This window comes from Cellulomonas pasadenensis (genome assembly GCF_047229365.1).
Taxonomy (GTDB): Bacteria; Actinomycetota; Actinomycetes; order Actinomycetales; family Cellulomonadaceae; genus Cellulomonas.
The window spans coordinates 1-21937 of sequence record NZ_JBFTEP010000059.1 but is presented as its reverse complement, the minus strand read 5'-3'; the positions used below and the strand labels follow the sequence as shown (position 1 = coordinate 21937).

General features: G+C 76.0%; 18 protein-coding genes. 9 read left to right on the top strand and 9 right to left on the bottom strand.

The features are described 5' to 3' along the window. The 4 genes from AB6N23_RS10140 to AB6N23_RS10125 all read left to right on the top strand — a co-directional run. On the top strand, positions 1-807 hold an 807-nt coding region (locus AB6N23_RS10140; protein WP_412865956.1), incomplete at its 5' end, for an ABC transporter permease. After that, a complete protein-coding gene (acs, locus tag AB6N23_RS10135) occupies positions 804-2861 on the top strand; it encodes an acetate--CoA ligase (protein WP_412865955.1) in 2058 nt (685 codons plus the stop codon). The genes AB6N23_RS10140 and acs, both read left to right, overlap by 4 nt. 48 nt (positions 2862-2909) lie before the next feature. Further along, a complete protein-coding gene (locus AB6N23_RS10130; protein WP_412865954.1) occupies positions 2910-4268 on the top strand; it encodes an O-acetylhomoserine aminocarboxypropyltransferase/cysteine synthase family protein in 1359 nt (452 codons plus the stop codon). Beyond that, complete coding sequence (locus AB6N23_RS10125) at positions 4265-4750, top strand: CoA-binding protein (protein ID WP_412865953.1); 486 nt, start codon at positions 4265-4267, stop codon at positions 4748-4750. Before AB6N23_RS10130 ends, AB6N23_RS10125 begins: the two co-directional genes overlap by 4 nt. Before the next feature lie 88 nt (positions 4751-4838). Here AB6N23_RS10125 and AB6N23_RS10120 read toward each other — a convergent pair whose 3' ends face one another. After that, entirely contained in the window at positions 4839-5168 is a 330-nt protein-coding gene (locus AB6N23_RS10120) for an MGMT family protein (protein ID WP_412865952.1), read from the bottom strand. A gap of 2 nt (positions 5169-5170) precedes the next feature. After that, positions 5171-6259, bottom strand: a complete 1089-nt coding sequence (locus AB6N23_RS10115) for a PP2C family protein-serine/threonine phosphatase (RefSeq protein WP_412865951.1) — start codon at positions 6257-6259, stop codon at positions 5171-5173. Between the two features lie 120 nt (positions 6260-6379). On the opposite strand from AB6N23_RS10115, the gene AB6N23_RS10110 reads away from it, so the two are divergent. Further along, on the top strand, positions 6380-7630 hold the full coding sequence (locus tag AB6N23_RS10110) for a GNAT family N-acetyltransferase (protein WP_412865950.1): 1251 nt from the start codon (positions 6380-6382) through the stop codon (positions 7628-7630). Positions 7631-7632: 2 nt separating this feature from the next. Here AB6N23_RS10110 and AB6N23_RS10105 read toward each other — a convergent pair whose 3' ends face one another. Continuing rightward, a complete protein-coding gene (locus AB6N23_RS10105) occupies positions 7633-8085 on the bottom strand; it encodes a ribose-5-phosphate isomerase (RefSeq protein ID WP_412865949.1) in 453 nt (150 codons plus the stop codon). Positions 8086-8145: 60 nt separating this feature from the next. Between AB6N23_RS10105 and AB6N23_RS10100 the strand changes: the two genes are divergently transcribed. Beyond that, positions 8146-10140, top strand: coding sequence for a M13 family metallopeptidase (locus AB6N23_RS10100; protein WP_412865948.1), 1995 nt, complete (start codon positions 8146-8148; stop codon positions 10138-10140). A gap of 91 nt (positions 10141-10231) precedes the next feature. Here the strand turns inward: AB6N23_RS10100 and AB6N23_RS10095 are convergent, their stop codons facing one another. Further along, positions 10232-10768, bottom strand: a complete 537-nt coding sequence (locus AB6N23_RS10095; protein ID WP_412865947.1) for a hypothetical protein — start codon at positions 10766-10768, stop codon at positions 10232-10234. Continuing rightward, the gene (locus tag AB6N23_RS10090) at positions 10768-11397 is read right to left on the bottom strand and encodes a mycothiol-dependent nitroreductase Rv2466c family protein (RefSeq protein WP_412865946.1); all 630 of its coding nucleotides are present in this window, start codon (positions 11395-11397) and stop codon (positions 10768-10770) included. Before AB6N23_RS10090 ends, AB6N23_RS10095 begins: the two co-directional genes overlap by 1 nt. 196 nt (positions 11398-11593) lie before the next feature. Between AB6N23_RS10090 and pepN the strand changes: the two genes are divergently transcribed. Then, positions 11594-14200 carry an aminopeptidase N gene (gene pepN / locus AB6N23_RS10085; protein ID WP_412865945.1) on the top strand — a complete coding sequence of 869 codons (2607 nt, stop codon included), beginning with the start codon at positions 11594-11596 and terminating at the stop codon, positions 14198-14200. A 120-nt stretch (positions 14201-14320) separates the two neighbouring features. Here the strand turns inward: pepN and AB6N23_RS10080 are convergent, their stop codons facing one another. Together AB6N23_RS10080 and malQ are read right to left on the bottom strand one after the other, a co-directional pair. After that, a complete protein-coding gene (locus AB6N23_RS10080; protein WP_412865944.1) occupies positions 14321-14893 on the bottom strand; it encodes a P-loop NTPase family protein in 573 nt (190 codons plus the stop codon). Next, entirely contained in the window at positions 14890-17022 is a 2133-nt protein-coding gene (gene malQ / locus AB6N23_RS10075) for a 4-alpha-glucanotransferase (protein WP_412865943.1), read from the bottom strand. Before malQ ends, AB6N23_RS10080 begins: the two co-directional genes overlap by 4 nt. A gap of 186 nt (positions 17023-17208) precedes the next feature. Between malQ and AB6N23_RS10070 the strand changes: the two genes are divergently transcribed. After that, positions 17209-19443, top strand: coding sequence for a prolyl oligopeptidase family serine peptidase (locus AB6N23_RS10070; protein ID WP_412865942.1), 2235 nt, complete (start codon positions 17209-17211; stop codon positions 19441-19443). Further along, positions 19440-20660, top strand: a complete 1221-nt coding sequence (locus AB6N23_RS10065; RefSeq protein ID WP_412865941.1) for a mechanosensitive ion channel family protein — start codon at positions 19440-19442, stop codon at positions 20658-20660. Before AB6N23_RS10070 ends, AB6N23_RS10065 begins: the two co-directional genes overlap by 4 nt. A 50-nt stretch (positions 20661-20710) precedes the next feature. On the opposite strand, the gene AB6N23_RS10060 is transcribed toward AB6N23_RS10065, so the two are convergent. Continuing rightward, positions 20711-21181 carry a PTS sugar transporter subunit IIA gene (locus tag AB6N23_RS10060; RefSeq protein WP_412865940.1) on the bottom strand — a complete coding sequence of 157 codons (471 nt, stop codon included), beginning with the start codon at positions 21179-21181 and terminating at the stop codon, positions 20711-20713. A gap of 37 nt (positions 21182-21218) precedes the next feature. Then, positions 21219-21482, bottom strand: a complete 264-nt coding sequence (locus AB6N23_RS10055) for a PTS sugar transporter subunit IIB (RefSeq protein ID WP_412865939.1) — start codon at positions 21480-21482, stop codon at positions 21219-21221. Positions 21483-21937 lie beyond the last annotated feature (455 nt).

Sequence of the window (21937 nt, the reverse complement as noted above, 5' to 3'; positions counted from 1 at the left end):
ACCGCGGCGCCCGGTGGGGCGCCCGCGGCCCGCCGCCCCCGCGGCGGCTTCTGGGCTCGCCCGCTCGTGCGCGTCGTCGGTGGCGCGCTGCTCCCGCTCCTCCTGCTCGGCGTGTGGCAGGCGGTGACGACGGGCGGGCTCGTGCCGCCGTACCAGCTGCCCGCACCGGCGTCCGTGTGGGACGCGGGCGTGGACCTCCTCGCGCGCGGCGAGCTGCAGACCCACGTCGCGATCTCGCTGCAGCGCGTGCTCATCGGGTTCGTCGCCGGGGGCGCCGTCGGCCTGCTGCTCGGCTCGCTCGTCGGGCTCTCGCGGGCCGCCGACGTGCTGCTCGCGCCGCTGCTCGGCGCGGTGCGCGCGGTGCCGTCGCTCGCGTGGGTGCCGCTGCTCATCCTGTGGTTCAAGATCGGCGAGGACTCCAAGGTGATCCTCATCGCGATCGGCGCGTTCTTCCCGGTCTGCACGACCGTCGCGGCCGCGCTGCGGCACGTCGACCCGCACCTGGTGGAGGCGGGCCGCGCGTTCGGCCTGCGCGGCGTGCGGCTGCTCCAGGCCGTGCAGCTGCCCGCGGTCCTGCCGTCGGTGCTGTCGGGCCTGCGGCTCGCGCTCGCGCAGGCGTGGCTGTTCCTCGTCGCCGCCGAGCTCATCGCGTCCTCGATGGGCCTGGGCTTCCTGCTCAACGACTCGCAGCAGAACGGACGCGTCGACCGCATCCTGCTGGCCATCGTGCTGCTCGCGGTCATCGGCAAGCTGTCGGACTCGCTCGTCGCGCTCGGCGAGCGCGCGCTGCTGCGGAGGTACGCATGAGCACCCTCACGGCCCTGCAGACCGAGACGCGCACGTACGCGCCGCCGGCCGACCTCGCGGCGGCCGCGAACGTCGGCCCCGACGCGTGGGAGCGCGCCGAGGCCGACCCCGTCGCGTTCTGGGAGGACGCCGCGCGCCGGCTGCGCTGGGACGCACCCTGGCACACGGCCCACACGTGGGCACCGCCGGTGCCCGTGCCCGGCGGCGCCGCGGACGAGCTGACGGTGCCCGAGGCGCGCTGGTTCGTCGGCGGGCGGCTCAACGTCGCGGTCAACTGCGTGGACCGGCACGTCGACGAGGGCCGGGGCGACGTCGTCGCCCTGCACGTGGAGGGTGAGCGCGGCGACCGCCGCTCGCTGACGTACGCCGAGCTGCAGCGCGAGGTGTCGCGCGCGGCGAACGCCCTGACGGCGCTCGGTGTCGGTCCCGGCGACCGCGTCGTCGTCTACCTGCCCGTGCTCGCCGAGACCGTCGTCGTGACGCTCGCGATCGCGCGGATCGGCGCCGTGCACTCGCTCGTGTTCGGCGGCTTCTCCGCCGAGGCGCTGCGGTTCCGCGTGCAGGACACGGGCGCGAAGGTGCTCGTGACGAGCGACGGCCAGGTCCGCCGGGGCGTCGATGTCGAGGTCAAGTCGACCGCCGACGCGGCGGTCGCGGGCCTGGACCACGTCGAGCACGTGCTCGTCGTGCGCCGCACCGGGCAGGACGTGCCGTGGACCGAGGGCCGCGACGTCTGGTGGCACGACGTCGTCGACACGGCCGCGGACGTGCACGAGCCGGCGTCGTTCGACGCGGAGCACCCGCTGTTCGTCATCTACACGTCGGGCACGACGGGGAAGCCGAAGGGCCTCGTGCACACCTCGGGCGGCTACCTCGCGCACGCGGCGTGGTCGTACTGGGCGGCGTTCGACCACAAGTCCGACGACGTGCACTGGTGCACCGCCGACCTCGCGTGGGTCACCGCGCACACGTACGTGCTCTACGGACCGCTCGCGAACGGCGCGACGCAGGTGATCTACGAGGGCGTCCCGGACGCCCCGCACCGGGCCCGGCACCTCGAGGTCGTCGAGCGCTACGGGGTCACGACGTACTACACGGCGCCCACGCTGATCCGGACGTTCATGACGTGGTTCGGCGACGACCTGCCGACGCGCGAGGACGGCACGCCGTACGACCTGTCCACGATCCGCCTGCTCGGCACGGTCGGCGAGGCGATCAACCCCGAGGCGTGGGTGTGGTTCCGGCGCACGTTCGGCGCCGACGGCGCGCCCGTCGTCGATACGTGGTGGCAGTCCGAGACCGGCGCCGCGATGATCGCGCCCCTGCCCGGCGTCACGACGCTCAAGCCCGGGTCGGCGACGCGGCCGCTGCCGGGCGTCGCCGCCAAGGTCGTGGACGACGACGGCGTGGAGGTCGGTCCCGGCCAGGGCGGGTTCCTCGTCGTCGAGCGCCCGTGGCCGGGCATGGCGCGCACGGTATGGCGCGACCCGCAGCGCTACCTCGACGCGTACTGGCGGCGGTTCGCGGGTCACGGCCCGGCCGGCGCGTACTTCCTCGCGGGCGACGGCGCGTCGTACGACGAGGACCGGTACGTGTGGCTGCTCGGGCGCATCGACGACGTCATCAACGTCTCCGGCCACCGGCTGTCGACCATCGAGGTCGAGTCCGCGCTCGTCGCGCACCCCGCCGTCGGCGAGGCCGGGGTCGCCGGCGTGACCGACCCCGTGACCGGGCAGGCGATCGCCGCGTTCGTCGTCCCCAGCACGCCGCCCGGGCCCGTCGACGACCACGCCGCGTGGCTCGCCGCCGCCGACGACGTGCGGGAGGCGCTGCGCGCGCACGTCGCGGCGGGGATCGGGCCGGTCGCCAAGCCCCGCCACGTGCTGGTGGTGCCGGAGGTCCCGAAGACGCGATCGGGCAAGATCATGCGTCGGCTGCTCACGCAGCTCGTCGAGGGCACGCCCCTCGGCGACACCACGTCGCTGCAGAACCCGTGGGCCGTCGACCAGGTGGCCGCGCTCGTCGCGGCCGCCGGCCTGCGCACCCCGTCCTGACCCGCACCACCGCCGCCCCCGCGGCACCGTCCCCCTGACAGGAGCACCGTGAGCGACCACCGCTTCGGCTTCCGCACCCGCGCCCTGCACGCCGGCGGCATCCCCGACGCCGCGACCGGCGCGCGGGCCGTGCCGATCTACCAGACGACGTCGTTCGTCTTCCAGGACACCGCCGACGCGGCGAACCTGTTCGCGCTGCAGAAGTACGGGAACATCTACTCCCGGATCGGCAACCCCACCGTCGCCGCGCTCGAGGAGCGCATCGCGTCGCTCGAGGGCGGCATCGGCGCGGTCGCCACGTCGTCGGGCATGGCGGCGGAGTTCATCACGTTCGCGGCGCTCGTGGGCGCCGGCGACCACGTCGTCGCGTCCGCGCAGCTGTACGGCGGCACCGTGACGCAGCTCGACGTGACGCTGCGCCGGTTCGGCGTCGAGACGACGTTCGTGCGCGGCACCGACCCGGCCGACTACGCCGCGGCGATCCGCCCGGAGACGAAGGTCGTCTACACCGAGGTCGTCGCGAACCCGTCCGGCGAGGTCGCGGACCTCGCCGGTCTCGCCGAGGTCGCGCACGCGGCCGGCGTCCCGCTCGTCGTCGACTCCACGCTCACGACGCCGTACCTCGTGCGGCCCCTCGAGCACGGGGCCGACATCGTCATCCACTCGGCCACGAAGTTCCTCGGCGGGCACGGCACGACGCTCGGCGGCGTCGTCGTGGAGTCCGGCCGGTTCGACTGGGGCAACGGCAAGTTCCCGCAGATGACGGACCCCGTCGCCTCCTACGGCGGCGTGCGGTGGTGGGAGAACTTCGGCGAGTACGGGTTCCTCACCAAGCTCCGCTCGGAGCAGCTGCGCGACATCGGTCCCGCGCTGTCCCCCCAGTCCGCGTTCCAGCTGCTGCAGGGCGTCGAGACGCTGCCGCAGCGGCTCGACGCGCACCTCGCCAACGCGCGCGTCGTCGCCGAGTGGCTCGAGGCCGACCCGCGCGTCGGCTACGTGCTGTGGGCCGGCCTGCCGTCGCACCCGCACCACGACCGCGCGCGCGACCTGCTGCCGCTCGGGCCCGGCTCGGTGTTCGCGTTCGGTCTGCGCGAGACCGCCGACCTGCCCGGCCGCGAGGTCGGGCGCCGGTTCATCGAGGCGCTCCAGCTCGCGAGCCACCTCGCCAACGTCGGCGACGCGCGCACGCTCGTCATCCACCCCGGGTCGACGACGCACCAGCAGCTGTCGGCCGACCAGCTCGTCGCCGCCGGGGTCCCGGAGGACCTCGTGCGCATCAGCGTCGGCCTCGAGGACCCGGAGGACATCGTGTGGGACCTCGACCAGGCGCTGACGGCCGCGACCGGGCTCGACCGGTCGGGCGCACCCGTCGGCGGCGCGGCGGACGCGACGGCGGTGGCCCGGTGAGCGCGCGCACGTGGCAGGGGCCGAGCGCCCCGGAGCGCCTGTCGATCCTGCGGGGCACGCGGTCGATCGCGATCGTCGGCGCGTCGGCCAACCCGGCCCGCGCGTCCTACTTCGTCTCGACCTACCTGCTGTCGAGCTCGCCGTACGACGTGTACTTCGTCAACCCTCGCGCCACCGAGATCCTCGGACACCCGGTGTACCCGTCGCTCGACGCCCTGCCGGTGGTGCCCGACCTCGTCGACGTGTTCCGCCGGCACGACGACCTGCCGACCGTGCTGGACGAGACGGTGGCCGTGGGCGCGCGGACGCTGTGGCTGCAGCTCGGCTCGTGGCACGAGGACGTCGCCCGCCGCGGCGAGGAGGCCGGCCTGCAGGTCGTGATGGACCGGTGCGTGAAGATCGAGCACGCGCGGTTCCACGGCGGGCTGCACCTCGCCGGGTTCGACACGGGCGTGATCAGCTCGCGGCGCGCGCTCGGCTGACCTCCTCCGCCGCCCCCGGGCGCACCGCCCCGGCCCGGCCGTCCTCGCGACGACCGGGCCGCGGCGTCCGGGCCGTGCGTCCGCCGGCTCAGTCCTCCGGGAACCACACGGCGGCGCGCAGCCGCACCCGCGTGCCGTCGGGCGTCAGCGGCGTGCCCTCGGCGCGCAGGTGGGCGAGCGCCCGCGCGCGGTGGTGCGCGGGCGGTGACCCGGCCGCGTTCACGACGCGCCACCACGGCACGTCGGCGTCCCCACGGGCCAGGACCTGCCCCACCTGGCGCGGGCCGCCGCGCGCCGGGCGGCCGGCCGCGAGCGCGCGGTCCGCCACGACCTCGGCGACCAGCCCGTAGGTGATGGCGCGGCCGGGCGGCACGGCCGCGACCACGTCGAGCACCGCGGCGGCGTACGACTCGTCCACGGTCAGCCGCGCCGCACGACGACGACGGCCCGGTCGTCGTCCTCGCCGGTCCGCACGCCCGCCAGCACGGCCGCCGCGCCGCCGCCCCCCGCCGCCACGACCTCCTCCACGACGCCCAGCAGCCGGTCGATGCCCTGGTCGACGTCCCGGCCGGGCGCCTCGACGAGCCCGTCGGTGTAGAGCACGACCGCGTCGCCGCGCCCGAGGACGCCCGTGCGCACGCCGGGTGCGATGCCCGGGACCACGCCGAGCGCCGGGCCGGCGGCCGTGCCGAGCAGCTCGAGGCGGCCGGTGGCGGCGTCGAGGTGCACGGGCGGCGGGTGTCCCGCGGACGCGACGGACCAGGCCCCGGTCCGCAGGTCGACGGCGAGGTGCACCGCGGTCGCGAACCCCTCGTCCCAGCCCTGGTCCAGCAGGTAGTCGTTGGCCGCTGCGAGGAACCGGTCCGGGGGCATGGCGCCGAGCAGCCCGCCGAGCGCGCCGGACAGCTGCAGCGAGCGGACGCCGGCGGCCTGGCCCTTGCCCGACACGTCGACGAGGGCGATCTCGAGGCGGTGCCCGTCCACCAGGCGCGTCGCGACGAAGTCGCCCGAGAAGCCGGCGCCGTGCGCCGACCGCACCTCGACGTCGGCGTGCCAGCCCGGCGGCAGCGGCGGCACGCGCCCGCCGGCGGCGAGCCGGTCGCGCAGGTCCACGAGCATGAGCGCCCCGGGCGCGCCCTGCAGGCCGAGCCGCTCCCGCTCCCACGCGAACACGAGCACGGCGGCGCACGCGAGGAGCAGGACGACGGCCGCTCCGGGCGTGAGCGTCGGCACCGCGGCGAGCGCGAGCGCCACGACGGCGACGAGCACCACGCCGACGACGACGAGCAGCGGGCGCCACCGCAGCACGGACGTCGCGACGACCAGCAGCAGGACGAACGACGAGGGCGCGAACCAGCGCGGGTCGCGCTCGACGCCGACGGCGAGCGCGAGCGCCCCCACCACGAGGAGCACGACGAGCAGGCCCTGCGACCCCGACCGGGTGGCGCGCCGCAGGAGCCGGCGGGCGCGGGCGCCGGCGCCGACGTCGGTGCCGCGCCGCTCGCTCATCCCCCGAGGCTAGGCGCTGGGACGCGCCGCGGGGCGGCGCCGCCCCGCGGGCGCGCCGGCGGGGGGGGGCGCACGGAAAGGGGGTGCCGCGCCGCTGCCGGCTCCGCCACGATGGCCCGCATGAGCGAGCTCCCCGACGGCTACCGCGTCCTGCAGGTCCCCGCCGAGCGGCAGGACGAGTTCCTCGCCGTCGACCGCCTCGCGTTCGTCATCCCGCCCGACCCCGCGGTCGACGACGTCGTGCCGTTCCCGGTGCCCGCCGACCGCATGGTCGCCCTGGAGGCGCCCGACGGGACGCTCGCCGCGGTGCACGGGTCCTACCCCTTCCGCCTGCCCGTCCCGGGCGGCGTCGTGCCGTGCGCGGGCCTCACGTGGGTCGGGGTGCGGCCGGAGCACCGTCGCCGCGGGCTCCTGCGGGCGATGATCCGGGCGCACCTCGACCGCGCGCTCGCGCGCGGCGAGGTCGTCTCCGCACTGTTCGCCGCGGAGGCGGGGATCTACGGCCGGTTCGGCTACGGGTCGGCCGCGGACGAGCTGCACCTGACGCTGCCCCGCCGTGCCGCCCTGCGGCCCGTGCCCGGCAGCGAGGAGCTGGGCGTCCGGCTGGAGGCCGCCGACGAGGCGCGGCACGGCGCACTCGTGCAGGACCTGCACGAGCGGATGGCGCACCGTCCGGGCTGGGCCACCCGGCCGACGCCCGAGCTGCGCGTGCGCGCGCTCGTCGACCCGGCGCCGTGGCGCGACGGCGCCGAGCCGCTGCTGCTCGCCACCGTGGTCGACGCGTCCGGCGAGGTGCGCGGCGCCGCCGCGTTCGCGCGCAAGGCCCAGTGGGAGCCGACGGGGCCGTCGGCCGTCGTGCGGGTGCGCCAGGTGCTCGCGCTGGACGCCGCGGCCACGCACCGGCTCTGGTCGTTCCTGCTCGACCTCGACCTCACCACCACGGTCGAGTCGCCGGCCCTCGCGGTCGACGACCCGCTGACGCACCTGCTCGTCGACGCGCGCCCCGCGCGGCCGCGCGTGAGCGACAACGTCTGGGTACGGGTGCTCGACCTGCCGGCGGCGCTGGCCGGCCGGCGCTACGCCGCACCGGTCGACGTCGTCCTCGACGTCACCGACGCGCTGGTGCCCGCGAACGCCGGTCGCTGGCGGCTCGTGGCGGACGCGTCCGGGGCGGCCGAGGTCGTGCGGACCGGCGCGGACCCGGACGTGTCGCTGGACGTGCGCGAGCTCGGCGCGCTGTACCTGGGCGGGCGCTCGATGGCCGCGCAGGCCGCCGCCGGGCTCGTGCGCGTGCGCGACGGCCTCGACGTCCCGGCCGTCGCGGCGGCGTTCACCTGGCCGGTCGCGCCGGTGTGCAGCTGGGTCTTCTGACGTCAGCCGCGCGAGCGCTCGTACGCGGCCATCTCGTCGATGCGACGCTGGTGGCGCGGGTCGCCGCTGAACGGCTCGGCGACGAACGCGTCGACGAGCTCGAGCGCCTCGTCGACCGAGTGCTGACGGGCGCCGACCGCCACGACGTTCGCGTCGTTGTGCTGGCGGCCCAGGCGCGCGGTGTCGAGGTTCCACGCGAGCGCGGCCCGCACGCCGGTGACCTTGTTGGCGGCGATCTGCTCGCCGTTGCCGGAGCCGCCGATGACGACGCCGAGCGAGCCCGGGTCGGCGACGACGGCCTCGCCGGCCGCGATGCAGAAGGAGGGGTAGTCGTCCTCCTTGTCGTACTCGTGCGCGCCGTGGTCCACGACCTCGTGGTCGGCGGCGCGCAGGTGCTCGACGAGCGCGGCCTTGAGCTCGTACCCGGCGTGGTCGGCGGCGACGTGGATGCGCATGTGCTCATCCTGCCGCAGCCTGCGGGCCCCCACGCACGCGGCGTCCGTAGGCTGTCGCGCATGACCCGCAGCGGACTCCCCCTCGAGGACCTGGACCCGGCCGCGCGCCCCCAGGACGACCTGTACGCGCACGTGAACGGCCGGTGGGCCGCCTCGCACGTCATCCCGCCGGACCGTGCGATGGACGGCACCTTCCGCGCCCTCTACGACGAGGCCGAGCGCCAGGTCCGCGACATCATCACCGACGCGGCGGCCGCCGCGGTCGACGGCGACGCCGCCGGCGTCGAGGCGAAGATCGGCGCGCTGTACGCGAGCTTCATGGACACCGACGCCGTGGAGGCGGCGGGCGTCGAGCCGCTGCGCGCGGACCTCGCCCCCGTCGACGACGCGACGACCCGCGAGGCGCTGACCCACGCGCTGGGCGCGCTGCAGCGCACCGGCGGCGCGGGCGTCGTCGAGTTCTACGTCGACAACGACGCGAAGGACCCCGACACGTACGTCGTGCACCTCGTGCAGGGCGGCCTCGGCCTGCCCGACGAGGCGTACTACCGCGAGGAGCAGCACGCGGCCGTGCTCGCGGCGTACACGCCGCACGTCGCCCGGATGCTCGGCCTCGTGCAGGACGTCTCGGGCGTCGTCGCCGGCGGTGACCCGGAGGACCTCGCGCGTCGCGTCGTCGCGCTCGAGACGCGGCTGGCGGCGGCGCACTGGGACGTCGTCAAGGACCGCGACGCCGACCTCACGTACAACGCGATGACGCTGGCGGAGCTCGCGCAGCGCGCGCCCGGCTTCGACTGGAGCGCGTGGGCGGCCGCGCTCGGCGCGCCCGCGGGGGCGCTCGACCGGCTCGTCGTGCGCGAGCCCTCGTTCGCGGAGGCGTTCGCCCAGGCGTGGACCGAGGTCCCGCTCGCCGACTGGCAGGCGTGGGCGACCTACCACGTCGTCTCGTCGCGGGCGCCGTACCTCACCGACGCGCTCGTCCAGGCGAACTTCGACTTCTACGGGCGCACGCTCACGGGGACGCAGGAGATCCGCGACCGCTGGAAGCGTGGCGTCGGCCTGGTGCAGGGCGCGCTCGGCGAGGCCGTCGGCAAGGTGTACGTCGAGCGGCACTTCCCGCCCACGCACAAGGAGCGGATGGACACCCTCGTCGGGCACCTCGTCGAGGCGTACCGCGAGTCGATCGAGCGGCTCGACTGGATGGGCGAGGAGACGCGCGCCAAGGCGCTCGCGAAGCTCGACGCCTTCACGCCGAAGATCGGCTACCCCGTCCGCTGGCGCGACTACTCGGCGCTCGAGGTCCGCGCCGACGACCTGCTCGGCAACGTGCGGCGCGCCAACGCCTTCGAGCAGGACCGCGAGCTCGGCAAGATCGGCAGGCCGATCGACCGCGACGAGTGGTTCATGACGCCGCAGACGGTCAACGCCTACTACAACCCGGGCATGAACGAGATCGTCTTCCCCGCCGCGATCCTGCAGCCACCGTTCTTCGACGCGGACGCGGACGACGCCGTGAACTTCGGCGGCATCGGCGCGGTCATCGGCCACGAGATCGGCCACGGGTTCGACGACCAGGGGTCCAAGTACGACGGCGACGGCCGGCTCGAGGACTGGTGGACGGCCGAGGACCGCGCCGAGTTCGAGCGGCGCACGAAGGCGCTCGTCGACCAGTACTCCGGCTACTCGCCCGCGCAGCTCGGCGGCAGCCACCACGTCAACGGCGAGCTCACCGTCGGGGAGAACATCGGCGACCTCGGCGGCCTCGCGATCGCCATCACGGCCTACCGCATCGCGCTCGGCCGCCCGCTCGAGGAGGCGCCCGTCCTCGACGGGTACACCGGGCTGCAGCGCGTGTTCCTCGGCTGGGCGCAGTCGTGGCGCACGAAGGGCCGCGACGAGGAGGTCGTCCGCCGCCTGGCGATCGACCCGCACGCGCCGGACGAGTTCCGCTGCAACGGGGTCGTGCGCAACATCGACGAGTTCTACACGGCGTTCGACGTGCAGCCGGGCGACGCCCTGTGGCTCGACCCGGAGGACCGCGTCCACATCTGGTGACGCGTCGCGCCGGTGCCCCGTCCCGCGGGACGGGGCACCGGCGCCGTCGTCGGGGCGGCTCGGTCAGGGCAGCTCGCTCAGGGCGGCTCGGTCAGGGCAGCTCGGTCCAGTCCGCGCGCGCGAGCCGGAACCCGACGCCGCCGGAGCCCGTGCACGTCACCCCGTCGGTGCCGGAGCGGCACGTGTACTCCCCGGCCGACTCCTGCGAGCCGTACTCGAGCACCGGCACGCCGGCGCCGGCGGCGACGGGCGGGTCGCCCTCGACGCAGACGAACGCGAACCCCTGCGCGTCGAGGCGGACGACGTTGCCGGTGGTCCCCTCGCAGCCGGCCACCTCGGGGGCGGCGTAGGTGAAGCTCGCGATGCGGCACTCGACGCCGCCGGCGCTCATGTCGCACGCGATGTTGCCGCTCGGCAGCGCGAACGCCACCGCCTCGGCGGTCGCCTCCGCCGTGGGCGTCGCACCGCCCGTCGCGGTCGGGGAGGCCGTCGCCTCCCCCGCGCCGGCGTCGCCGCCGCCCCGCGGCACCGCGAGGAACAGCACCACGAGCAGCACCACGAGCACGGCGTCCACGGCGAGGAACGCCCGCATGCCGGGCGAGAGCCCGGCGAGCCCGCGACCGGCCATCAGGACCCCCGCACCGCCGCCGCGTCGGCGTCGGTGAGGATCGGCCCCACCGTGCGCGTGCGCTTCAGCTCGTAGAACCCGGGCACGCTCGTGACGAGCGCGAGCCCGTCGAAGAGCCGGCCGGCGTCCTCGCCCGTCGGGGCCGGCGTGATGACGGGCCCGAAGTACCCGACGCCGTCGATCGCGACGACGGGCGTGCCGACCTCGTCGCCGACGAGCTCCATCGCGCCCGCGTGGGACGCGCGCAGCAGGTCGTCCACCTGCTGCGTGCCCGCGACGTCGGCGAGCGAGGCGGGCAGGCCGACCTCCGCGAGCGACTCCGCGACGATCGCGTCGGTGTCGCGGCGGCCGCCGGGGTGGCGACGCGTGCCCATCGCGTCGTACAGCGGCTTGAGGACCTCGTCGCCGTGGTCGCGCGCGGCGGCGACCAGCACGCGCACGGGTCCCCACGCGGCGTCCATCGACCGGCGGTAGTCCTCGGGCAGGTCGCGGCCCTCGTTGAGGACCGACAGGCTCATGACGTGCCAGCGGACCTCGATGTCGCGCACGCGCGCGACATCGTCCATCCACCGCGACGTCATCCAGGCCCACGGGCAGGCGGGGTCGAACCAGAAGTCGACGACGGGCACGGGTGCTCCTTCCGACAGGGGCGACGGGCGCCCTCGGGCGGGGCGTCGGCGTCGCGCGGGGGCAAGCCCATCACACCCCGTCCGGAGCGGCGAAACCGGAGGGGCACGGACCGGCGGCGCGCGCGGACGGCCGTGGCATGATCGATCGCCGCACCACCCCTCGCGGCCACCGCCGCCGACCGATCGGAGCCGACCCGTGCCCGGAGAGAACCTCACCCGCGCCGAGGCCGCCGAGCGCGCCTCCGTCGTGCGCACCCACGCGTACGACGTCGTGCTGGACCTGACGACGAGCCCCAAGACGTTCGGGTCCACGACGACGGTGCGGTTCTCCGCCACGCCGGGCGCGAGCACGTTCGTCGACCTCATCGCGCCCGCGGTGCACGAGGTCGTGCTCAACGGCCGTGCGCTGGACCCCGCCGAGGTCGTGTCCGACTCCCGCATCCGCCTGGACGACCTCGCCGCGGAGAACGAGCTCCGCGTCGTCGCGGACTGCGCCTACATGCACACGGGCGAGGGCCTGCACCGGTTCGTCGACCCCGTCGACGACGAGGTCTACCTGTACAGCCAGTTCGAGGTCGCCGACTCCCGCCGCGTCTTCGCGGTGTTCGAGCAGCCCGACCTCAAGGCCGAGTTCACGTTCACGGTGACGGCGCCCGCGCACTGGACCGTCGTGTCGAACTACCCGCAGGTCGGCGAGCCGACGCGCGTCGAGGGTGGCCGCAACCGCAACGGCGGGCGCGACGAGGGCACCGCGACGTGGCGGTTCGAGCCGACCCCGCGCCTGTCGTCGTACGTCACCGCCGTCATCGCGGGGCCGTACCACGGTGAGCACGACACGCTCGTGAGCTCCGACGGCCGCACGATCCCGCTCGGCGTGTACTGCCGCGCCTCGCTCGCGCAGCACCTCGACACCGACAACATCCTCGACGTCACGCGCGCGGGCTTCCGCTTCTACGAGGAGCGGTTCGGCGTCGCGTACCCGTTCGCGAAGTACGACCAGCTCTTCGTGCCGGAGTTCAACGCCGGCGCCATGGAGAACGCGGGCGCGGTGACGTTCCTCGAGTCGTACGTCTTCCGCTCCAAGGTGCCCGAGGCGACCGTCGAGCGCCGGGCCGTGACGATCCTCCACGAGCTCGCGCACATGTGGTTCGGCGACCTCGTGACGATGCGCTGGTGGGACGACCTGTGGCTCAACGAGTCGTTCGCCGAGTACGCGTCGACGCTCGCGACGGCCGAGGCGACGCCGTGGACGGCCGCGTGGACGACCTTCTCCTCGCTCGAGAAGTCGTGGGCGTACCGGCAGGACCAGCTGCCGTCGACGCACCCGATCGTCGCCGACATGCGCGACCTCGAGGACGTCGAGGTGAACTTCGACGGCATCACGTACGCCAAGGGCGCCTCGGTGCTCAAGCAGCTCGTCGCGTGGGTCGGCCAGGAGCAGTTCTTCGCCGGCGTGCGCGCCTACTTCGCCACGCACGCGTGGGGCAACACGCAGCTGCGCGACCTGCTGTCGGAGCTGGAGGCCACGAGCGGCCGCGACCTGTCCGCGTGGTCCGCGCTGTGGCTCGAGAAGGCCGGCGTCACGCTGCTGCGCCCCGAGCTCGAGGTCGACGACGCGGGCGTCGTCACGTCGTTCGCCGTGGTCCAGGAGGTCCCCGACGAGCACCCGACGCAGCGGCCGCACCGCCTGGCCGTCGGCGGGTACGACGTGCAGGACGTCGACGGCACGCCGCGTCTCGTGCGGACCGTGCGCGTCGAGCTCGACGTCGACGGCCCGCGCACCGAGGTGCCCGACCTCGTCGGCCGCGCGCGGCCCGACCTGCTGCTCGTCAACGACGACGACCTCGCGTACGCGAAGGTGCGCCTCGACCCGCAGTCGATGGCCACGGCCATCGCGCACCTCGGCGCGTTCACGGACTCGCTGCCGCGCACGCTCGTGTGGGCGGCCGCGTGGGACGCCACGCGCGACGGCGAGACGCCCGCGCGCGACTTCGTCGACCTCGTGCTCGGGAACGTCGCGCACGAGACCGACTCGTCCGTCGTGCTGGTCCTGCTCCGCCAGCTCACGACGACGCTCGACCTCTACGTCGCGCCCGAGCACCGCGAGGCGACGTCGACGGCCGCCGCGGACCGCCTGCTCGAGCTCGCCGGGGCCGCGCCCGCCGGGTCGGACCAGCAGCTCCAGCTCGTCAAGGCGTTCGCGGGCCGCGCCCGCACCGACGCGCAGCTCGACGCGGTCGCCGACCTGCTCGACGGCCGGCGCACGCTCGAGGGCCTGTCCGTCGACACCGACCTGCGCTGGGAGCTGCTGACGGCGCTCGTCGCCGGCGGCCGCGCCGGCGAGACCGACGTGGCGGCCCAGCTGTCCCAGGACCCGACCGCGACGGGTCAGCGGGCGGCCGCCGCGGCCCGCGCCGCGGTGCCGACGCCCGAGGCCAAGGAGCGCGCGTGGGCCGCCGTCGTCACCGGCGACGAGCTGCCCAACGCCCTGCAGGCCGCCACGATCAGCGGGTTCGCGCGCGTGCACGACGTCGCGCTGCTGCTGCCGTGGGTCGAGCCGTACTTCGCGGACCTCGAGCGCGTGTGGACGCAGAAGACGAACGAGATGGCGCAGAACGTGGTGCTGGGCCTGTACCCGACGCTGCTCGCCGACCACGCGGACGTCGACGTGCTCGGCGCCACCGACGCGTGGCTCGAGGCGCACCCCGACGCGCCGCCGGCGCTGCGGCGCCTCGTCGGCGAGTCGCGAGACGGCGTCCGCCGGGCGCTCGCGGCGCAGGAGGCGGACCGCCGCCGGGGCTGACCACCGCCGGGCCGGCACCGGCGCGTCGGGACACCGACCCGGCCCGAGGGGCGACGCGCACGCGCGTCGCCCCTCGGCGCGTCGACACGGTCCGGCGTGACCGGACGGCCCGCGCGGGGGTCAGCCGGCGTCCGTCACCGCGCGCAGGAACGCCGCCGCCTCCCGGGGTGAGCCGAGCCGCACGACCCGGGTCGTCCCGGCGGCGGCGAGCGCGGCGTACCTCTCCCGGTAGGCGTCGTGCATCGTCCACGCCCAGCGGACGATGTTCTGCTCCGGGTCGCGGCGCAGGAGGTTCACCAGCCGCTCGCGGTTGCCGTGCCACAGCTCCTGCCGGGTGACGCCGCGGCGCAGCGTGCGGCGCACGACGCGCGCCATGACGGTGCGCCGCGGGTAGTCGAGCCACACGACCGTGTCGGCGTCGTCGAGCATGCCGCCGAGCCGCGACTGCCAGCTGCCGTCGACGACCCAGCCCGACGCGCCCGCGAGCCGGCCGGCGAGGTCGGCGCGGCCCTCCGCGGCGTCGCGGTGCACCCAGCCGGGCGCCCAGAACACGTCGTCGAGCTCCACGTGCGGGACCCCGAGCGCACGGGCGAGGGCCCGCGCGTACGTCGTCTTGCCCGCGCCGGAGTTGCCCACGACGCGCACGCGCCGCGGCAGCGGGTCCGGCGCCGCCGGCACCGGACCGGGCGTCATCCCTCGTTCATGACGCGCGCGAGCGACGCGAGCCGGGGGCTGGTCATCAGGTCCTCGAGGAGCACCACCGTGCCGGTGCCGTCGGCGAGCGGCACCTTCCAGTTCGGGTACTCCTGGTCGGTGCCGGGCTGGTTCTGCGCACGCCGCTCCCCCACCGCGTCGGCGAGCGAGACGCCCACCAGCACGGACGGCGTCGCGAGCACCCACCGGTGCAGCGCCTCGACGACCTCGCGCTCGGACGGGTCGGCGCCGAGGACGCCCCGCTCGCGCAGCGCGTCGAGCATGCGGTCGCGCTCCGCGACGGCCTCGGCCTGCACCTCGCGCAGCGGCTTGGTGAGCAGGCCGAGCCGGTCGCGCAGCTGCACGTGCTCCCCCGCGAGGTACCCCGCGGTGGGCGGCAGGTCGTGCGTGGTCACGGTCGCGAGCACCTCGCGGCGGTACCGCTCGGGCGGCAGCGGGCCGTCGGGCGTCTGCTCGAACCACAGGACGGACGTGCCGAGCACGCCGCGCTCGGCGAGGTAGTCGCGCACCCACGGCTCGACGGTGCCGAGGTCCTCGCCGATGACGACGGCGCCGGCACGCTGCGCCTCGAGCGCGAGGATCCCGACGAGCGCCTCGTGGTCGTAGCGCACGTACGCACCCTCGGCGGCGCCGTTGCCCTCCGGCACCCACCACAGCCGGAACAGCCCGATGACGTGGTCGATGCGGATCGCGCCCGCGTGCCGCAGCACCGTCCGCAGCATGTCCCGGTACGGCCGGTACGCGGCGCGCGCCAGCTCGGTCGGGTGCCACGGCGGCTGGGACCAGTCCTGCCCCTGCTGGTTGTACATGTCCGGCGGGGCGCCCACGGAGGCGCCGGTCGCGAGCACGTCGCGCAGCGCCCACGAGTCCGCGCCGACCGGGTGCACGCCCACCGCGAGGTCGTGCATGATCCCGAGCGTCATGCCGCCGTCGAGCGCGGCCTGCTGCGCGTGGCCGAGCTGCTCGTCGGCGACCCACTGCAGCCACGACCAGAACCGCACGCGGTCCGCGAGCTCGACCGCGGCGGCGACGACCTCGTCCGACCACGGGTCGTGCAGCGCCGCCGGCCACGACTCCGGGGAGCCGTGCCGCTCGACGAGCGCGCACCACAGCGCGAACGTGCGCAGCCCCTCGCCCTGCTCCTCGACGAACGCGTCGAACGCGGCCTGCCGCGCCGCGGAGCGGGGCTGCGCGAACACCACCTCGAGGGCGGCGCGCTTGGCCGCCCACGCGGCGTCGCGGTCGATCGGCCCGGGGTCGGTGTCGAGCGGCAGCACGGGCTCGCCGGCCCACTCGACGAGCGCGCGGTCCGCGGCCGAGAGGTACGCGGTCTCGCGCACGTCCTCCACGCGGACGTACAGCGGGTTCACGAACCGGCGCGTCGTCGGCAGGTAGGGGCTGGGCGTGAGCGGCTCCACCGGTTCGGCGGCGTGCAGCGGGTTGATGAGCAGGAAGTCGGCGCCGTGCCGACCCGCGAGCCAGCCGAGGTCGGCAAGGTCCGCGAGGTCGCCGACGCCCCACGACGCCCGCGAGCGCACCGAGTACAGCTGCGCCATGAGACCCCACGCGCGGCCGCCGTCCCGCAGCTGCTCGGGCAGCTCGAGGCGGTCGGGCGTCACGACGACCGGGCTGTGCGCGTGCGCGCTCGGCCCCTCGGCGCGGATCTCGTGCCACCCGAGCGGCAGGTCCGCGGGCAGCTCGAAGGTGGCCCGGCCGACGAGCCGGCCGTCGACCGTGCGCGGCTCGACGTAGACGTCGGCCTGCGCGAGGTCGCGCCGCCCGCCGCCGAGCTCGGGGTCGAGCTCGAGCCACACCTCCACGGGGTCGCCGTGCGTCACGTGCACCGGCACCCGCGTGGTGCGTCCCTGCCGCACCACGACGACCGGCGGCAGCGCGCGCCGCCACGGCGTGTTCTCCACGTGCGCGAGGGCCAGCGCGATGCGCTCGGGCGACGACGCGTCGACGCCCAGCGCGGCGAGCACGGCACGCAGCGTGTGCGCGCTCGACTCGTGCTGCTCGCCGTCGTGGCCCTGGTAGCGGGCGACGATGTCGTACGCCTCCGCGAGGCGCAGCAGGTCGTCGGAGGGGCGGTCGGGCTGCTCGGGCACGCGTCGATCCTGCCACGCAGGTCCGTGACCTGCCCGGACAGCGCCGGGGTGCGACGTCCGCGGTCGCCGCACGAGGTCGCGGGTCCGTCGCGACGTCGCGGGCTGCGGCCCGCGAGGTCGCGCAGGTCCCGCGACCTCGCGTGCCCGGACGCGGACGCGGGCGTTCGGTCCGTAGCCTGTCGGACCATGACCGACGCCTCGCCGACCGCCGCCGCGCCGCACCCCCTGACCTATCCGCCCGCGCCGCGGGAGGACCTCGTCGAGGACCTCCACGGGCGGCGCGTCGCCGACCCGTACCGCCGCCTCGAGGACCCGCAGGACCCCGCGACGCAGGCGTGGTCGGCGGCGCAGGACGCCCTGTACGCCGCGTACCGCGCGCGGGTCGTAAGCGCCGCGGCGGCCGGGCCGTTCGCGGGCGACGCGTTGCGCGACCGGCTCGGCGCGCTCCTCGGCGCCGGCTTCGTCAGCGCGCCTGCGTGGCGCGGCGCGCGGCGGTTCGTCTCGCGCCGGGCGGGCGACCAGGAGCACGCCGTCGTCGTGGTGGTCGAGCCGGACGGCGTCGGCGGCGAGCGCGAGCGCGTCCTCGTCGACCCCCTCGCGCTGGACCCGGCCGGCACGACCACCCTCGACGCGTGGCAGCCGTCCAAGGAGGGCGACCTGCTGGCGTACCAGGTCTCCTCGGGCGGCACCGAGGAGAGCGTGCTGCACGTGCTCGACGTCGCGACGGGCGAGCTCGTCGACGGGCCGGTGGACCGCGCGCGCTACTCCCCCGTCGCGTGGCTGCCCGGCGGCGAGGCGTTCTACTACGTCCGCCGTCTCGCGCCCGCGCTGCTGCCCGCGGACGAGCAGCAGTACCACCGCCGCGTCTGGCTGCACCGCGTCGGCACGTCGCCCGAGCAGGACGTCGAGGTCTTCGGCGCCGGCCTCGACATGACGAACTACTACGGCGTGTCCGTGAGCCGGGACGGGCGCTGGCTGATCGTCTCGGCCTCCGCAGGGACGGCGCCGCGCACCGACGTGTGGATCGCGGACCTCACGGCCGCCGGCGGCGCGGAGGCGCCCGCGTTCACCGAGGTGGCCGTGGGCCTCGACGCCGAGGTCGGCGCGTGGGTGGGCCGGGACGGCCGCCTGTACGTGCACACCGACCTCGACGCGCCGCGCGGGCGCGTGTGCGTCACCGACCCGACGACCCCGGGCGTCGCGCACTGGACCACGCTGGTGGCGCAGGACGACGAGGCGGTGCTCGAGGACGTCGCGCTGCTGGACGGCGGCGGCGACGACACGACCCCGACGCTGCTCGTCGCGTCGTGGCGCCGGCACGCCGTCAGCGAGGTGACGCTGCACGACCCCGCGACCGGTGCGCGGCACGCCGGCGACGCCGGACGCCTCGCGCTGCCGGGCCTCGGCTCGGTGTCCGGCCTCGTGACGCGTCCCGACGGCGGCACGTCCCTGTGGTTCTCCTACACGGACCACGTGACGGTGCCCCGCGTGCACCGCTTCGACGCCACCACCGGTGGGCTGACCGTGTGGGCGACGCCGCCGGGCGCCGTCCCGGACCTGCCCGACGTCCGGGCGCGGCAGGTGGAGGTCACGAGCGCCGACGGGACGACCGTGCGTGCGTTCGTGCTCGCCCGCGTCGACCGGCTCGACGCCGACGGGCGCCCGCTCTCCCCCGCGCCGACCGTGCTCTACGGCTACGGCGGCTTCCAGATCTCGCTCGACCCGGCCTACTCGGCGAGCACGCTGGCGTGGGTCGAGGCCGGCGGCGTGTACGTCGTCGCCAACCTGCGCGGCGGCGGCGAGGAGGGCGAGGAGTGGCACCGCGCCGGCATGCGCGGCGCGAAGCAGAACGTGTTCGACGACCTGTTCGCCGTCGCCGAGCACCTGGTCGCGGAGGGCTGGACCACGACCGACCGGCTCGCCGTGTGGGGCGGCTCGAACGGCGGCCTGCTCGTCGGCGCGGCCGTCACGCAGCGCCCGGACCTGTGGGCGGCCGCCGTGTGCTCCGCGCCCCTGCTCGACATGGTGCGCTACCAGCGCTTCGGCCTGGGCGTCACGTGGACCGAGGAGTACGGCGACGCGGGCGTGCCCGAGGAGCTCGACTGGCTGCTCGGGTACTCGCCGTACCACCGTGTCGTCGACGGCACCGCGTACCCGGCCGTGCTGTTCACGGTCTTCGAGGGCGACACCCGCGTCGACCCGCTGCACGCGCGCAAGCTCGGGGCGGCGCTGCAGGCCGCGACGTCGTCGGACCCCGACCATCGCCCCGTGCTCGTGCGGCGCGAGGTCGGCGTCGGGCACGGCGGGCGCGCGCTGTCGCGCACCATCGGGCTGTCGGTCGAGCAGCTGCAGTTCGTGGCGGACCGGACGGGCCTGCTCGCGTCGCTCGCGGGCGACGCCGACGAGGAGGGGGCCGCGTGAGGGCCGCACCCCTGCGGGCCGCCACCGCCACGCCCGCGCCGACGTCGACCGCCGAGCCGACGGACCGCAGCACGCTCCTGCCCGACGTGCCGCCGCCCGACGAGCGGTTCAACCCCGTCGCGTGGTGGGACGCCTTCTGGAGCTGGTTCGTGGGCCTGCCGCTGCGGATCGTGCTGATCCTGCTGATCGGCGCGCTCGTGCTCGCGGTGCTGCGCCGGTTCGTCACCTCCGTCACCAACCACATCGCCACGGGCGACTCCCTGCTCGAGCGCGGTGTCCTCAAGCCGCTCGGCGGCACCGAGGTGCGCTCCGTGCTGCAGCGCGCGAACCCTGTCGCCGCCGCGCGCCGGGCGCAGCGGGCGCGCACGATCGGCTCCGTGCTGCGCTCGACGGCGTCGATCGTGGTCGGCTCGATCACCGTCGTGCTCGTCCTCGACGCGCTGGGCGTCAACATCGCGCCGCTCATCGCGTCCGCCGGGATCGTGGGCGTCGCGGTCGGCTTCGGCGCGCAGGCCCTCGTGAAGGACTTCCTCTCGGGCCTGTTCATGCTCCTGGAGGACCAGTACGGCGTCGGCGACGTCGTCGACGTCGGCCCCGCCACCGGCACCGTCGAGGCGGTCGGGCTGCGCGTGACGAAGGTGCGCGACGGCGACGGCACCCTCTGGTACGTGCCGAACGGGTCGATGCTGCGGGTCGGCAACAAGACGCAGGGCTTCGGCACCGCGACCGTCGAGCTCGACGTCGACTACTTCGCGGACCTCGACGAGGTCCGCGGCGTGCTCGAGCAGGCCGCGGCCGAGGTGGCCGCCGAGCCGGTCGTCGGCGCGTTCGTGCAGGGCTCGGCGACGGTCACGGGTGCCGAGCGGCTGAGTGCCGAGGCCGTCACCGTGAAGCTGAGCGTGCGGACCGAGCCGGGCAAGCACTGGGAGGTCGGCCGGCACCTGCGCGCGTCCGTGCGGCGCCGGCTCGCCGAGGCGGGCATCCCGCTCGGCGGCCAGCGGGACCTGCTGGCGGCGCACCGGGCGGAGGCGGGCGGCGGGGCCGCGCCCGCCGGGGACGCCGCCGCACCCGGCACGGCAGCACCCGACGCGGCGTCGCAGCCCGAGGGCGAGCGCCCCGCGGCCGACCCCGCGGCCGCGCAGGAGGACCGCGACCCGCACGACACGCCGGTCCACGACGCGGTGCACCCGGACCCCGGCCGGCAGCGCGGCGCCTGATGCGCAGGCGCACGGTCCCGTCCGGCGGCGGCCGGGACCGTGCGGCCGGGTCAGCCCGCGGGCGTCCAGTCGAGGAGGGGCGCACCGGCCTCGACGCGTGCGCCGTCCTCGACGAGGCGCGTCAGCGTCGCGGGGTCGCCCTGCAGGACGACGAGCGGGCACACGGTCGCGAGGCCCGCGGCGGCGACGTCGACCGGTGACCACGTCAGCATCCGGTCGCCCGTGCGCACGTGCTGCCCGCGCGCGACGTGCAGCGTGAAGCCCGCGCCGGCGAGGCCGACGGTGTCGATGCCGACGTGCACGAGCACCGCGCGCTCGTCGCCGAGCTCGAGCGCCACGGCGTGGGGGTGCAGCGACCCGACGACCCCGTCGCACGGGGCGACGACGTCCATCCGGGCCACCGCGTCCGGCTCGACCGCGACGCCGGGCCCGACCATCTCCTCGGCGAACACCGGGTCGGGCACGTCCGCCAGGGCGCGCACGAGCCCCGGCACGGGGCTGACCAGCCGGAGGGTGGTCACGCCGTCGTCCGGGGCACGGTCGGCCGGTCCGGGCCGGTCAGCGCAGCGTGTCGAGCTCGGCCGCGAGGTTGTCGGCCTCCGGGCCGACGATGACCTGCACGACGTGGCCGGAGCGCACGACGCCGAAGGCGCCGCTCGCCTTGAGCGCGGCCTCGTCGACCAGCTCCGCGTCGCCCACCTCGACCCGCAGCCGCGTGATGCAGGGCTCGAGGTCGACCACGTTGGTCTCCCCGCCCAGGGCGGCCAGGATCTGCTGTGCCTTGCTCAAGTGGTTCTCCCCACGGGTCGTCGCGTGCCGCACGTCCCGCGCACCGCCTCGGCGCGGGCGCACGTCACGTGCGTGCGGCCCCAGGCTACCGCCGTCGCCGGGCGTGCACCCACCGGTCCGGTCCTTCGTCCGTGGCGCGGCGCCGCGCCGTGTGGTCCGCCGCCCCCGGCGGCGAGGCGGCCCGCGTGTCGGCGCTGGCACGTCGGGGGCCGTCCGCGACAGACTGCCCACGCACCGACGCCGCCGTCGGTGCGGTGCGCCGCCGCACCCGGGCCCCGCCCGCCGGCCGGCGCACCGCGGTGAGCAGCGAGGAGGCACGCGTGGGCAGCACGTCCGTCGTCACCGGCATCGGCGTGAGCCCGGGCCGGGCGGTCGCACCCGCGGCGCTCCTGCCCGAGCCCGTCGCCGAGCCGCCCGCCGGACGCCGCCTGCCGCCGGGCGCCGACACCGAGGCAGCCGCCGCGCGCGTCGCCGCCGCGGCGGAGGCC